This is a genomic window from Peribacillus sp. NJ11, assembly GCF_030348405.1.
GTDB lineage: Bacteria > Bacillota > Bacilli > Bacillales > DSM-1321 > Peribacillus.
This window is the reverse complement of the sequence record NZ_JAUCFO010000001.1, coordinates 4964325-4977457: the sequence shown is the minus strand read 5'-3', so window position 1 is coordinate 4977457 and position 13133 is coordinate 4964325. Positions and strand designations below refer to the sequence as shown.

The 13133-nt window shown below is 42.6% G+C and carries 14 protein-coding genes; all 14 read left to right on the top strand.

The genetic code is table 11. The features are described 5' to 3' along the window. Positions 1 to 22 precede the first annotated feature (22 nt). A complete protein-coding gene (plsX, locus tag QUF86_RS24290; RefSeq protein ID WP_289317187.1) occupies positions 23 to 1009 on the top strand; it encodes a phosphate acyltransferase PlsX in 987 nt (328 codons plus the stop codon). Positions 1010 to 1039: 30 nt separating this feature from the next. Continuing rightward, positions 1040 to 1987 (top strand): ACP S-malonyltransferase, encoded by a 948-nt coding sequence (gene fabD / locus QUF86_RS24285; RefSeq protein WP_289317186.1) that lies wholly within the window; start codon positions 1040 to 1042, stop codon positions 1985 to 1987. After that, positions 1984 to 2727, top strand: coding sequence for a 3-oxoacyl-[acyl-carrier-protein] reductase (fabG, locus tag QUF86_RS24280; RefSeq protein WP_289317185.1), 744 nt, complete (start codon positions 1984 to 1986; stop codon positions 2725 to 2727). The genes fabD and fabG overlap by 4 nt, the downstream gene beginning before the upstream one ends. A 57-nt stretch (positions 2728 to 2784) precedes the next feature. Then, on the top strand, positions 2785 to 3018 hold the full coding sequence (locus QUF86_RS24275) for an acyl carrier protein (RefSeq protein ID WP_034313729.1): 234 nt from the start codon (positions 2785 to 2787) through the stop codon (positions 3016 to 3018). Positions 3019 to 3258: 240 nt separating this feature from the next. After that, on the top strand, positions 3259 to 4002 hold the full coding sequence (gene rnc / locus QUF86_RS24270) for a ribonuclease III (RefSeq protein WP_289318437.1): 744 nt from the start codon (positions 3259 to 3261) through the stop codon (positions 4000 to 4002). A 20-nt stretch (positions 4003 to 4022) separates the two neighbouring features. Beyond that, on the top strand, positions 4023 to 7586 hold the full coding sequence (smc, locus tag QUF86_RS24265) for a chromosome segregation protein SMC (RefSeq protein ID WP_289335948.1): 3564 nt from the start codon (positions 4023 to 4025) through the stop codon (positions 7584 to 7586). A gap of 26 nt (positions 7587 to 7612) precedes the next feature. Then, positions 7613 to 8629, top strand: a complete 1017-nt coding sequence (gene ftsY, locus QUF86_RS24260; RefSeq protein WP_289317183.1) for a signal recognition particle-docking protein FtsY — start codon at positions 7613 to 7615, stop codon at positions 8627 to 8629. A 269-nt stretch (positions 8630 to 8898) separates the two neighbouring features. Continuing rightward, positions 8899 to 9231, top strand: coding sequence for a putative DNA-binding protein (locus tag QUF86_RS24255; RefSeq protein WP_061462382.1), 333 nt, complete (start codon positions 8899 to 8901; stop codon positions 9229 to 9231). A gap of 11 nt (positions 9232 to 9242) precedes the next feature. After that, positions 9243 to 10583 (top strand): signal recognition particle protein, encoded by a 1341-nt coding sequence (gene ffh, locus QUF86_RS24250; protein WP_289317182.1) that lies wholly within the window; start codon positions 9243 to 9245, stop codon positions 10581 to 10583. 152 nt (positions 10584 to 10735) lie between these two features. Beyond that, entirely contained in the window at positions 10736 to 11008 is a 273-nt protein-coding gene (gene rpsP, locus QUF86_RS24245) for a 30S ribosomal protein S16 (protein WP_034313715.1), read from the top strand. A 12-nt stretch (positions 11009 to 11020) separates the two neighbouring features. Further along, complete coding sequence (locus tag QUF86_RS24240) at positions 11021 to 11251, top strand: KH domain-containing protein (protein ID WP_289317181.1); 231 nt, start codon at positions 11021 to 11023, stop codon at positions 11249 to 11251. Between the two features lie 224 nt (positions 11252 to 11475). Further along, positions 11476 to 11862 carry a YlqD family protein gene (locus QUF86_RS24235; RefSeq protein ID WP_230158129.1) on the top strand — a complete coding sequence of 129 codons (387 nt, stop codon included), beginning with the start codon at positions 11476 to 11478 and terminating at the stop codon, positions 11860 to 11862. A 10-nt stretch (positions 11863 to 11872) separates the two neighbouring features. Beyond that, positions 11873 to 12391, top strand: a complete 519-nt coding sequence (rimM, locus tag QUF86_RS24230) for a ribosome maturation factor RimM (RefSeq protein ID WP_289335946.1) — start codon at positions 11873 to 11875, stop codon at positions 12389 to 12391. Continuing rightward, on the top strand, positions 12391 to 13125 hold the full coding sequence (trmD, locus tag QUF86_RS24225; protein WP_289317179.1) for a tRNA (guanosine(37)-N1)-methyltransferase TrmD: 735 nt from the start codon (positions 12391 to 12393) through the stop codon (positions 13123 to 13125). Before rimM ends, trmD begins: the two co-directional genes overlap by 1 nt. Positions 13126 to 13133 lie beyond the last annotated feature (8 nt).

Sequence of the window (13133 nt, the reverse complement as noted above, 5' to 3'; positions counted from 1 at the left end):
TTCTAGTAAAGGATGAAAGAAAATGAAAATAACAATAGATGCAATGGGTGGCGATAATGCTCCCAAAGCACAGGTTTTGGGAGCAATGAAAGCTGTCGAGACTTTTTCCGATGTGGAAATTACCTTGGTGGGAAATGAAGCCGAGATTAACCAATACTTAGCGAAACACGGTCGAATAAAGGTTGTACATACTGATGAAAAAATATTAAGTACCGATGAACCGGTTCGTGCGGTTCGCCGCAAGAAAAGCGCCTCGATGGTATTGGCGGCACAACAAGTCGCTGACGGAGAAGCCGATGCGTGCATTTCTTCAGGCAATACCGGTGCGCTAATGGCTGCAGGCTTGTTTGTTGTTGGAAGGATAGAAGGCATTGAACGTCCGGCTTTAGCTCCCACCCTTCCGACAATCGATGGTAAAGGTTTTGTACTTCTGGATGTAGGTGCGAACTCCGATGCGAAACCGGAGCATCTGCTTCAATTCGCCATAATGGGTTCTGTTTATGCCCAAAAAGTGCGGGGAATTGAAAAGCCCCGTGTCGGATTACTTAATATTGGAACAGAAGAAAAAAAGGGGAATGAACTGACTAAGCATGCCTTTACATTATTACAGCAATCACCGGAGATATCCTTTATAGGTAATGTAGAGGCCAGGGACCTCCTAAATGGGCCGGCAGATGTTGTCGTAACGGACGGATTCACGGGAAATATGGTGTTGAAGACACTAGAAGGTACTGCTATGGGTGTATTTAAAATGGTGAAAACGGCCTTGATGAGCAACATCAAGAGTAAGTTGGCTGCAGCAATGGTAAAGCCTGAACTAAAAGGCATTAAAAATAAAATGGATTATTCCGAGTATGGCGGTGCTGGCCTATTCGGTTTGAAGGCCCCTGTCATTAAGGCGCATGGTTCTTCAGATGCGAACGCAGTCTATAATGCAATACGCCAGACTCGCGATATGGTTGGCAATGACGTCATATCGACCATTGCAAAGACGATAGAAAAACAATAATAAATCATAGTAGAGGCAGGGGAGTAACAAATGGGTAAAATTGCTTTTGTCTTTCCAGGACAAGGTTCACAGTCAATAGGAATGGGCCATGGCTTATTTCAGGAAAACGAGCGTGCTCAGAAAATTTTTCGAACAGCTGATGAAAAACTTGATTTTCCACTTTCCGAACTGATCTTTAACGGCACACAACAAGAATTAACGGTAACCTATAATGCGCAGCCAGCTCTATTGACCACGAGTTATGCCTTTGTCAAGGAGTTGCAAGAAGCGGGAATCAAACCCGATTATACAGCAGGGCATAGTTTAGGTGAATATACAGCTTTAGTGGCATCAGGTGCAATTTCTTTTGAAGATGCCGTTTATACTGTGCGTAAGCGTGGTGAATTCATGGAAGCTGCGGTACCGAATGGTCAAGGTTCAATGGCTGCGATACTGGGAATGGACCGTGAAGCTCTATCTGAAGTGACTTCTGAAATAACGGCCACAGGGGAATCCGTCCAATTAGCCAATATTAATTGTCCGGGGCAAATCGTCATTTCAGGTACTTCAGAAGGGGTTAAACTTGCAAGTGAAAAAGCTAAGGAGAACGGGGCTAAACGGGCTCTTCCTCTTGAAGTGAGTGGACCGTTCCATTCGGAGTTGATGAAACCGGCTGCAGAAAAGTTACAGGGGGTCCTTGATGAAGTTAGTTTCAAACAGGCAGAAATTCCTGTCATTTCAAATGTAACGGCCAAGCCGATTACTGCACCTGCTGAAATAAAAGAAAAGTTAATCGAACAGCTGTATTCACCGGTACTTTGGGAGGACAGTGTAAAAAATCTCCTTGAATTGGGCGTGGATACGTTCATCGAGGTTGGCCCTGGGAAAGTATTGGGTGGATTAATTAAGAAAATTGATCGTTCCGTTCAAATTCACTCGGTTTCCGATATAGATACACTAACTAAAACTATTGAAACATTGAAGGGGGTACAAGCATGATCCTCGAAGGTAAAAAAGCACTTGTAACGGGAGCTTCACGAGGTATTGGCAGGGAAGTTGCTTTAGAACTTGCCCGTCAGGGAGCAGACGTTGCCATCAACTACTCTGGCAGCGAAGCTAAAGCGAATGAAGTGGTGGATGAAATCAAGGCATTGGGCCGTAAAGCATTTGCCGTCCAATGCGATGTTGCAAATAGTGAATCGGTGACAAGCATGATCAAGGAGGTTGTCGAACAGTTTGGCAGAGTCGATATTCTGGTTAATAATGCCGGTATCACACGTGACAACCTATTGATGCGCATGAAAGAAGAGGAATGGGATTCGGTGATCAATACGAATCTTAAAGGCGTGTTCCTTTGCACAAAAGCAGTCACAAGACAAATGATGAAGCAGCGCAGCGGCAGGATCATCAATATGGCATCGATCGTCGGCGTCAGCGGAAATGCAGGGCAGGCTAATTATGTAGCGGCCAAAGCTGGTGTGATTGGCCTGACTAAAACTACGGCAAAGGAACTTGCTTCAAGAGGCATTACGGTCAATGCGATTGCCCCCGGTTTCATCTCGACGGATATGACAGGGGAATTGCCTGAAGACGTCCAAAAAGCCATGTTGGACCAAATTCCGCTTGCCCGGTTCGGTGACCCTAAAGATATCGCTGCAGTGGCGTCTTTCCTCGCTTCTGATGCCAGCAAATATATGACTGGGCAAACTCTTCATGTAGATGGCGGTATGGTCATGTAAGTTTCCTTTGATTTTTTTCAAAATTAATTTATAATGTTTTGAGGGGAGGTGAACACATTGGCAGATGTATTAGAAAGAGTAACTAAAATCGTTGTAGATCGTTTGAACGTAGAAGAATCAGAGGTAAAACTTGAAGCTTCTTTCAAAGAAGATCTTGGTGCCGATTCCCTAGATGTAGTTGAACTAGTCATGGAATTCGAAGACGAGTTCGATATGGAAATTTCGGACGATGACGCTGAAAAAATCGCCACAGTAGGTGATGCTGTGAATTACATACAAAGCACTATGTAATGAATTGTCATTTGACTAGAAGCTCCGTTTTTTAACGGGGCTTTCTCTTATACTTAAAGAAGTTTGATGCAGAGGCGATAAGGCTCCGCCTGCATGGCAGTGGTCTTTTGCCATTAGTTTTCTTTAAGCGGATAATAATGTATGATGGTACGTAGGAAAGCTTGACAGGAATTCCTGCCAGGTTTCTTTTTATATATAGGAAAAATATGTTTTTTGAACCGTTGTGGAGGGTTTTGTGTGATGCGTAGGAACGGAAATAATCGTAAACCATCAATCAAGGATAATAAATTCAAACAGTTGCAAGAAAGTCTTGGTTTTCATTTTAAAGATGAAAATTTATTGAAACAAGCTTTTACACATTCATCTTATGTGAATGAGCATCGCCGTAAGCCTTATGAAGATAATGAAAGGCTTGAATTCTTGGGAGACGCTGTACTTGAACTGACCATCTCTAAATACTTATATCAAAAATATCCGATGATGAGCGAAGGTGAACTTACCAAATTAAGGGCAGCCATTGTGTGTGAGCCTTCACTTGTTGCTTTTGCCAATAGCCTTTCTTACGGGGAATATGTATTGCTCGGCAAAGGGGAAGAAATGACAGGTGGAAGAGAACGCCCTGCCATGCTTGCGGATGTATTCGAAGCCTATATTGGGGCTTTGTACCTTGATCAAGGATTAGAGCCAGTTGTACAGTTTTTAAAAAATGTTGTGTTTCCGAAGATAGACGAGGGTGCTTTTTCTCATGTGATGGATTATAAGAGCCAGCTTCAAGAGCTGATCCAGCGTGATGCTATCGGTGTCCTGCAATATAAGATCTTGCAGGAAAAAGGACCAGCCCATAATCGTGAGTTTGTTTCGACCGTCTCTCTGAATGGGGAAGAGCTGGGATCTGGTATAGGAAAGTCCAAAAAAGAAGCGGAGCAGCATGCTGCCGAGCATGCATTGATCGTTTTAAAAGAAAAAAACCAACAAGATAGTTGAACAGTAGAGGGGGAAAGGTCATGTTCCTCAAACGCTTGGACGTTGTAGGATTTAAATCTTTCGCAGAAAAAATTTCGATTGATTTTGTACCTGGTGTCACGGCAGTGGTTGGACCAAACGGAAGCGGAAAAAGTAATGTGACCGATGCAGTCCGATGGGTGCTTGGAGAACAGTCTGCAAAATCGCTGCGTGGAGCAAAAATGGAAGATATCATCTTTTCGGGAAGTGACACGAGGAAAGCGTTGAATTTTGCAGAAGTATCATTGACCCTAGATAACGAGACCAATTCCCTACCAATTGACTTTCACGAAGTCAGTGTGACAAGAAGGGTTTATCGATCGGGAGAAAGTGAATTCTTCATTAATAATCAAGGTTGCCGTCTGAAAGACATCATAGACCTGTTCATGGATTCTGGTCTTGGGCGTGAAGCATTTTCCATCATCAGCCAAGGGAAAGTGGAAGAAATCCTGAGCAGTAAGGCAGACGAAAGAAGAGTGATCTTTGAAGAAGCCGCCGGTGTCCTGAAATATAAAACAAGGAAACGAAAAGCGGAATCGAAGCTGACGGAAACGCAGGATAATTTAAACCGTGTCCATGATATCCTCCATGAATTGGAGGCACAGGTGGAACCGTTGAAAATTCAGTCTTCCCTCGCCAAGGAATTTTTGGAGAAGAAAGAAGAGCTTGAGCAAATAGAAGTAGCTTTAACCGTTTTTGAAATTGAAGAACTTTATGAAAAATGGGAAAACCTGTCCCAGGAACTTGAAAAACATAATGAAATGGAACAGCAAATGGCAGGGCAGCTTCATGATAGGGAAGCGCATCTCAAAAAGCTTCGGGATAATCTTGCGACGCTTGAGACATCGATCAATGGACTTCAGGAAATTCTTCTGAATGCCAGCGAAGAACTTGAAAAGCTTGAAGGCCGTAAAGAGGTTTTGAAAGAACGGAAAAAAAATGCTGCCCAAAACAAGTCACAGCTTGAAAAAGCGATTGTGGAAGGTGAGGCTGCTGTCGAGCGTTTGTCATTGCAAAAGGAAAGAGAAACGGAAATCCTGAATGCATTGAACTTGGAAGTAAAAGGGATACAGGAAAGCCTGCATGAAAAACAAAAAAGCTTAGGCCTATTCAATAGTGATATCGAAGCCATGATTGAAGTGAAAAAGAGTGACTATATTGAGTGGTTGAACAAGCAGGCCACAGCTAAAAACGAAAAACAGTACCTGCTTCAGCAGCTAACACAGCAGGAACATAAAAATGCTAAACTTGATATGGAAAATGAAAAGTTCTTAACCGAAAGAATGGATATCACTGCGAAAAAAGTGGAATATTCACAGCTGATGGACAATGTGACCAAGCAGCTAGAAGAGCATGTCACTTATTTCCGAAATCAGCAGAATAAATTGAATGCGGCAAAAGATACGTATCAAAAACAAGAAACCACCCTATATAAGGCCTATCAATTCCTTCAACAGGCAAAATCACGTAAGGAACTTCTTGAAGAAATGGAAGAGGATTATGCAGGCTTTTTTCAGGGTGTTAAAGAAGTTTTGAAAGCGAAAGAAACCCTTCAAGGCATTGAAGGGGCAGTTGCGGAATTGATAAAGGTTCCAAAGGAATATGAAACGGCCATAGAAACGGCTCTAGGCGGAGCGATGCAGCATGTGGTCGTGGAACGCGAAGAGCATGCACGAGAAGCCATTTCCTTCTTGAAGAAAAATAGGTATGGACGTGCAACGTTCTTGCCTTTGTCAGTCATAAAGGCAAGAGAGGTTTCAGTGAACCAATTATCGATGCTGAAAAGCCATTCAGCTTTTGTGGGGACAGGTTCCTCATTGATCCAATATGATGATAGACATGCAGCAATTGCGGAAAACCTGTTAGGAACCGTCATAATCACCACAGATTTAAAGGGTGCAAATGATTTGGCGAAAATGATGCAGCACCGTTTCCGCTTCGTAACACTTGAAGGGGATATCGTCAATCCAGGTGGTTCGATGACTGGTGGAGCCTTAAAGCAAAAAACGACTTCCTTACTTTCGAGGAAAACGGAATTGGAAGAGCTCAATCAAAAACTTGCCGCCATGGAAGCGAAAACGAACCAGCTAGAAAAGCAGGTCAAACAGCTCAAAGTGGATGTGGGTGTTCAAGAGCAAACGCTTGAACAAACGAGAAAAACAGGAGAGAGCCTTCGGTTACAAGAACAAACCCTGAAGGGCGAACTTCGTGAAGTGGAGCTTCAGGAAAGAAATGTGAATGACCGGCTCCACCTATATGATTTGGATAAAAATTCATATTTAGAAGAACAACAGCAAAAAACAGCAAGACTTGAAGAGCTGGAAGAACTTTTGGAATCATGTAAAACGGAAATTGAAGGGCTTGACCGGTTAATTTCCGACATGACGGAACAAAAGCAATCTCAACAATCCTCAAAAGAGAGCCTTGCTGAAGAAACGAATGAACTGAGGGTAACACTGGCCTCTAAGCGCGGGCAGTTACAAAACCAAAAAGAGAAGATGGAACGCATTGAAGCGGATCTTTCAAAGGAAACAAGCAGACTTGCCGAAAATAAAGATGATTTGGGGCTCCTGACCAATGAAATGACAGACAGTTCAAGCGGGGAAGAGTCCCTGGAAGATATGGCGCAGAAGAAATTGCTCGATAAAAATGGAGCAATTGAAGGAATCACGATAAAAAAACACGAAAAAAATGAACTTCTAACACAAGTTGAAACGCTTGAACTGGCCTTGAAGGAAGAAAATCGAGTTTATAGAGGCATTGTTGAAGTGATAAAGGATGAAGAAGTAAAATTAACTCGTCTGGATGTGGAACTGGAAAATCGCCTCGACCACTTGAGAGAAGAATATACGCTTTCCTTTGAAGGTGCTAAAGAACAGTATCCATTGATGATGCCTATAGGAGAAGCTCAAAAAAGGGTGAAGCTCATCAAGCTTGCAATCGAGGAATTAGGAACGGTAAATATAGGTGCGATTGATGAATATGCCCGTGTAGCTGAACGCTATGAATTCCTTCTAAGCCAAAAGGAAGACCTTCAACAGGCAAAAGATACACTGTTCCAAGTCATCGATGAAATGGATGATGAAATGAAGCGACGCTTTGCGGATACCTTTTATTCGATCCGTGAAGAATTCGAACAAGTCTTCAAAGCTTTATTTGGAGGAGGCAGAGCTGAGCTGAAACTGACTAATCCGGATGATTTACTAAATACAGGGGTAGATATCATTGCACAGCCGCCTGGAAAAAAACTTCAGAATTTGAGCCTCTTATCCGGGGGAGAACGGGCATTGACAGCCATAGCCCTTTTATTCTCCATTCTAAAAGTGCGGCCGGTGCCTTTCTGTATCCTTGATGAAGTCGAGGCAGCCCTTGATGAGGCGAATGTCGTCCGGTTCAGCCAATTTTTAAGGAAGTTCAGCAGGGAAACACAGTTTATCGTGATTACCCACCGTAAAGGTACGATGGAAGAGGCTGATGTCCTATATGGCATTACGATGCAGGAGTCAGGTGTTTCCAAACTTGTTTCCGTCAGGATGGAAGAATCGGAAAACTTTATTGAAGTTTAAATTCATTAATTAGAGGAAGTGGGACAATGAGTTTTTTCAAAAAGCTAAAAGAGAAATTTACGACCCAGGAACAAAAAGAAAAAGAAGTTGAAGCAGAAGTATCCATTGGGGAAAAATTCAAGCAAGGTTTGACAAAGACGAGGAATTCCTTTACTGGAAGGGTTAATGAACTTGTTGCCCGTTATCGGAAGGTGGATGAGGACTTTTTTGAAGAACTTGAAGAAATCCTGATACAGGCTGATGTAGGCTTTGATACTGTGATGGAACTAATTGATCAATTGAAAATGGAAGTCAAACTCCGCAATATCTCTGATACGAGGGAAGTGCAATCCGTCATTTCCGAAAAGCTTGTTGAAATCTACCAAGGTGATGAAGAGGCGACTTCAAGCTTGAATATACAAGAAGAAGGTTTGACGGTCATTTTGTTTGTAGGGGTTAATGGGGTAGGCAAAACCACAACAATCGGAAAACTTGCCCATAAATTCAAGGAAGAAGGAAAATCTGTCGTATTGGCTGCCGGGGATACTTTCCGTGCCGGTGCGATTGAACAGCTAGAGGTTTGGGGAGAGCGTGTGGGTGTCAGTGTTATCAAACAGGGTGAAGGCTCTGACCCTGCAGCGGTCATGTTCGATGCGATTCAGGCCGCCAAGGCACGAAAAGCTGATATCCTAATCTGTGACACTGCCGGTCGCTTACAGAATAAAGTGAATTTAATGAAGGAATTGGAAAAGGTGAAACGTGTAATTGAACGTGAAGTACCCGGCGCACCACACGAGGTGTTGCTTGCCCTTGATGCAACAACTGGACAAAATGCCCTCATTCAAGCCAAGACATTCAAGGAAGCGACCAATGTTTCCGGTATTGTTTTAACAAAGCTTGATGGCACGGCAAAAGGTGGAATTGTCTTGGCAATTCGCAATGAGTTGGCCATTCCGGTTAAATTTGTCGGGCTTGGTGAAAAAATGGACGATCTGCAGGAATTTGATGCTGAGAAATATGTTTATGGCCTTTTTGCTGATATCATCGATAAAGAAGAGGTTTAAGAAAAAAAGTGTAAACCGGAAGAGATCTTTCTCTTCTGGTTTTTTTGACCATCTTTTCAAGAGGCCTCAAGATCATTATGGGACTCACTGTGATCTAGCGGAAGAACTACCTAAAAAAGAGGAGGGGAAATCCTCCTTGAAGCGGGAAAAAGAAAAAAATAATGATTTGCAAACAAGTGGTAAGGAGTTTAACTTGACATCAAATAAACAAGGCTTTACAATATAAACTTGTAAAGGGTTTTCACTTAACAGCAGGGAGGCTTGCTAAGATGCTTGAAAAGACAACGCGGATTAATTATTTGTATGACTTTTACCAATCGTTGTTAACAGAGAAGCAGCAGAGCTACATGTCCCTCTACTATCTGGATGATTACTCTCTTGGCGAGATTGCCGATGAATACGAAGTCAGTAGGCAGGCAGTCTATGATAATATAAAAAGAACAGAAGCGATGCTTGAGGAATATGAAGCTAAGCTATTGTTATTTCAAAAATTTCAAGAGCGTAACCAGTGGATTGCGAATATGAAGGGACTCATAGAAAAGGATTCCTTTTCAAAAGAGAAGCTGCTAGACGCAATCACAACGCTTGAGAAGTTGGATTAGGAGGCGGCAATATGGCATTTGAAGGATTGGCCGACCGACTGCAGAGCACGATGCAAAAGATCCGTGGAAAAGGGAAGGTCAACGAAGCGGACGTTAAAGAAATGATGCGTGAAGTTCGATTGGCCCTGCTTGAAGCGGATGTTAACTTTAAAGTCGTGAAGGATTTTGTAAAACGTGTCAGTGAACGTTCGGTAGGTCAGGAAGTGCTGAAAAGCTTAACCCCCGGTCAGCAGGTAATTAAAGTAGTAAAGGAAGAATTGACGGATCTGATGGGCGGCGAACAGAGCAAGATTGCTGTTGCCTCGAAACCACCGACCGTCATTATGATGGTAGGGCTTCAAGGTGCAGGTAAAACGACGACCACCGGAAAGCTAGCCAATCTTCTTAGAAAAAAATACAACCGCAAGCCATTGCTCGTTGCGGCTGATATTTACCGTCCGGCGGCGATTAAGCAGCTTGAAACACTTGGCAAACAATTAAGCATGCCTGTTTTCTCCCTTGGGGACCAGGTTAGTCCTGTTGAAATTGCCAAACAGGCGATTGAAAAAGCTAAGGAAGAACATCATGATTATGTGTTGATTGATACCGCAGGCCGCCTTCATGTTGATGAAAACTTGATGGGTGAACTGAAGGATATCAAAGAATTGACAAAACCTGATGAAATCTTCCTGGTTGTCGATGCGATGACCGGTCAAGATGCGGTCAATGTAGCCCAAAGCTTTAATGAACAGCTAGGCCTGACTGGTGTCGTATTAACGAAACTTGATGGGGACACACGTGGTGGTGCGGCACTTTCGATTCGTTCAGTCACCAACACGCCGATTAAATTCGTCGGTATGGGAGAAAAATTGGATGCACTCGAAGCATTCCATCCAGAACGGATGGCTTCGCGAATCCTTGGCATGGGTGATGTATTGACCCTTATCGAAAAAGCACAGGCCAATGTAGATGAAGAAAAAGCGAAAGAATTAGAGAAAAAGATGCGTACAGCCACTTTTACCTTTGATGATTTCCTTGAGCAACTTGGTCAGGTGCGGAATATGGGACCGCTTGATGATATTCTGAAAATGATTCCCGGTGCGAATAAAATGAAAGGGATGGACAACCTTCAGATCGATGAGAAACAGATCGGTCATGTCGAAGCTATCATCCGTTCAATGACAACGCAGGAAAAGGAACATCCAGAAACCATGAATGCATCTCGCAAGAAACGGATTGCCAAAGGAAGCGGCAGATCGATTCAGGAAGTGAACCGTCTACTGAAGCAATTCGAAGAAATGAAAAAGATGATGAAACAGGTTACGAACATGCAAAAAGGTAAGAAAAAGGGATTCAAATTCCCGTTCATGTAAGGTTTTTTTTAGGTCGAAACTGGCGGAAATACGGGTCAAAGCCATGTATTTCAACACTTTTTTTACCTGTTAAGAAAAAAACCTTTACAAACATACAAGACATTTGATATTATACTATCTTGTGTGAAACTATTCGGAGGTGCTTATTTAAAATGGCAGTAAAAATTCGCTTAAAACGTATGGGAGCTAAAAAATCTCCTTTCTATCGTATTGTAGTTGCAGATTCTCGTTCACCACGTGACGGACGTTACATTGAAGTGGTTGGAACTTATAACCCGGTGACTCAACCAGCTAAAGTTGAAATCAACGAAGAGCTTGCTCTTAAATGGTTACAAGATGGAGCTAAACCATCTGATACAGTTCGTAACTTATTCTCAACACAAGGCATCATGGAAAAATTCCATGTTGCAAAAAACAGCAAGTAATCGACGTAGTTGATGAAAGCACTAATTGAAACGATTGTTTCAGCACTTGTGGATTATCCGGAAGAGGTCATCGTGGCTTCCAAGGAAGAGTCCGACCGGATTGTTTATACCCTCTCCGTTCATAAGGAGGACATGGGCAAAGTCATCGGTAAACAAGGGCGTGTTGCTAAGGCGATTCGGACTGTGGTATATGCAGCAGGATCTTCACAGCAGAAGAAAATCTATTTGGAGATTTCCGAATAAGGAGGGCTAATACCCCTCCTTTTTTTGTACTTCAAGAAAGTGAAATCCCGCCTTGGATCCTATTTGATTATGACCCTGAGTTTAAACTTTACGCCTTTTTAAGACGCATCTTTTACCGATTTACGTTATACTTAGGAGAATGACCCCCATTTTTCAAAAAGATTACCCAATCATACATATTTTTTGAAGGAAATAAGAAATCATAGATAATAGGAGGTGCTGGAATGAAAATTCTCCAAAATGTAATCGTTAACCAAGTATTAACGGAATCCAGCAAGAATCAGCTCCTCGAGAAGTACAAGTCAAAACGCCTTCAGCTTCAAAAAGAGAGTGAACAGCTTCGCTTTGAACTGAAAAAACTTGAAAAAACAAGAAATCTCCAGCCTGCCAGTCTCCGTGCTCATTTCGAAAAAGAAATAAACCAGAGGCAAGAAAAAATTAAACTGCTTGAATTCCAAATGGAGCAGTTGGAGATCCTTCCCACCGGAAGCGAATTGAAGGAACGGGAAGTTCAAAGTATCATTGATGTGGAAATTGGGGCAGATTGGGACGAAATCATGGCAACGAAGACCATTGTCATTAAAGATGGAATCGTCTCGGAAATTCGTTAGAGGTGAAAGAATGGAAAATTGGTTTAATGTAGGTAAAATTGTCAACACACATGGTCTTTTAGGAGAAGTCCGTGTTATTTCTTCAACAGACTTTCCTGAAAAACGATACAAAGTGGGAAATACACTGTATTTATTTAGGGACACGGAGAAAAAGCCTTTGCCGCTTGTCATCAGGTCGCACCGCACCCATAAAAACTTTAACCTATTGACGTTCGAGAACTATTATAACGTCGGACAGGTCGAGGCTTTTAGAAACGGGGTCCTGAAAGTCAAGGAAGCACAGCTTGGTAAATTAGACGAAGGTGAGTTCTACTTCCATGAAATCATCGGCTGTTCGGTATTTACGGATGAAGGTATGGAAATTGGGGAAATCATTGAGGTTCTTACGCCTGGTGCCAATGATGTTTGGGTCATTAAGAAAGCGGGCAGTAAGGATATTTTGATCCCGTATATTGAACAAATTGTAAAAGAAGTAGATATTTCCGCTAAAAAGGTCATCATTACACCGATGGAAGGACTTTTAGACTGATGAAAATCGATGTGCTTTCGCTTTTTCCAGAAATGTTCGAAGGGGTATTCGGTTCGTCAATTTTAAAAAAGGCTGCAGAAAAGCAAGCTGTCAGCTATAAGGTGACCAATTTCCGAGATTATGCAGATAATAAGCATTCGACGGTAGACGATTACCCGTATGGCGGCGGTGCCGGAATGGTATTGAAGGCACAACCGATTTTTGATGCTGTGGAAGCTCTTAAAGGGCAAGCGGAGCTAACCCCAAGGGTAGTCCTGCTTTGTCCTCAGGGAGAGCGTTACACGCAGAAAAAAGCTGAAGAGTTTGCAAAAGAAGAACATATCATTTTCATTTGCGGGCATTATGAAGGGTATGATGAGCGCATCCGGGAGCATGTCGTCACGGATGAAATATCGATTGGTGACTTTGTGCTTACAGGCGGGGAATTGGGTGCAATGGTCATTATTGACAGCGTTGTTCGCTTGCTTCCTGGCGTTCTGGGAAATGTTGACTCCCCGATTCTTGATTCCTATTCTTCTGGATTATTAGAGCATCCCCATTATACTAGACCTGCAGATTTTCGGGGAATGAAAGTTCCCGATCCGCTAATATCCGGAAATCATAAAAAAATCGATGAATGGCGGATGAAGGAGTCTCTGCGCAGAACCTGGATGCGACGTCCGGATTTGCTCGATAGCTATGAACTATCGGAAGTTGAAAAAAAATTATTGTCCGAGATTAAAAAAGAAGACTGATCTCTATT

Bases quoted from the DNA above. Each gene is read 5' to 3' on its own strand.
- fabG (WP_289317185.1), top strand. From the start codon at position 1,984: ATGATCCTCGAAGGTAAAAAAGCACTTGTAACGGGAGCTTCACGAGGT.
- trmD (WP_289317179.1), top strand. From the start codon at position 12,391: ATGAAAATCGATGTGCTTTCGCTTTTTCCAGAAATGTTCGAAGGGGTA.
- plsX (WP_289317187.1), top strand. From the start codon at position 23: ATGAAAATAACAATAGATGCAATGGGTGGCGATAATGCTCCCAAAGCA.
- rimM (WP_289335946.1), top strand. From the start codon at position 11,873: ATGGAAAATTGGTTTAATGTAGGTAAAATTGTCAACACACATGGTCTT.
- QUF86_RS24255 (WP_061462382.1), top strand. From the start codon at position 8,899: ATGCTTGAAAAGACAACGCGGATTAATTATTTGTATGACTTTTACCAA.
- rpsP (WP_034313715.1), top strand. From the start codon at position 10,736: ATGGCAGTAAAAATTCGCTTAAAACGTATGGGAGCTAAAAAATCTCCT.
- QUF86_RS24235 (WP_230158129.1), top strand. From the start codon at position 11,476: ATGAAAATTCTCCAAAATGTAATCGTTAACCAAGTATTAACGGAATCC.
- fabD (WP_289317186.1), top strand. From the start codon at position 1,040: ATGGGTAAAATTGCTTTTGTCTTTCCAGGACAAGGTTCACAGTCAATA.
- ffh (WP_289317182.1), top strand. From the start codon at position 9,243: ATGGCATTTGAAGGATTGGCCGACCGACTGCAGAGCACGATGCAAAAG.
- smc (WP_289335948.1), top strand. From the start codon at position 4,023: ATGTTCCTCAAACGCTTGGACGTTGTAGGATTTAAATCTTTCGCAGAA.
- QUF86_RS24240 (WP_289317181.1), top strand. From the start codon at position 11,021: ATGAAAGCACTAATTGAAACGATTGTTTCAGCACTTGTGGATTATCCG.
- rnc (WP_289318437.1), top strand. From the start codon at position 3,259: ATGCGTAGGAACGGAAATAATCGTAAACCATCAATCAAGGATAATAAA.
- ftsY (WP_289317183.1), top strand. From the start codon at position 7,613: ATGAGTTTTTTCAAAAAGCTAAAAGAGAAATTTACGACCCAGGAACAA.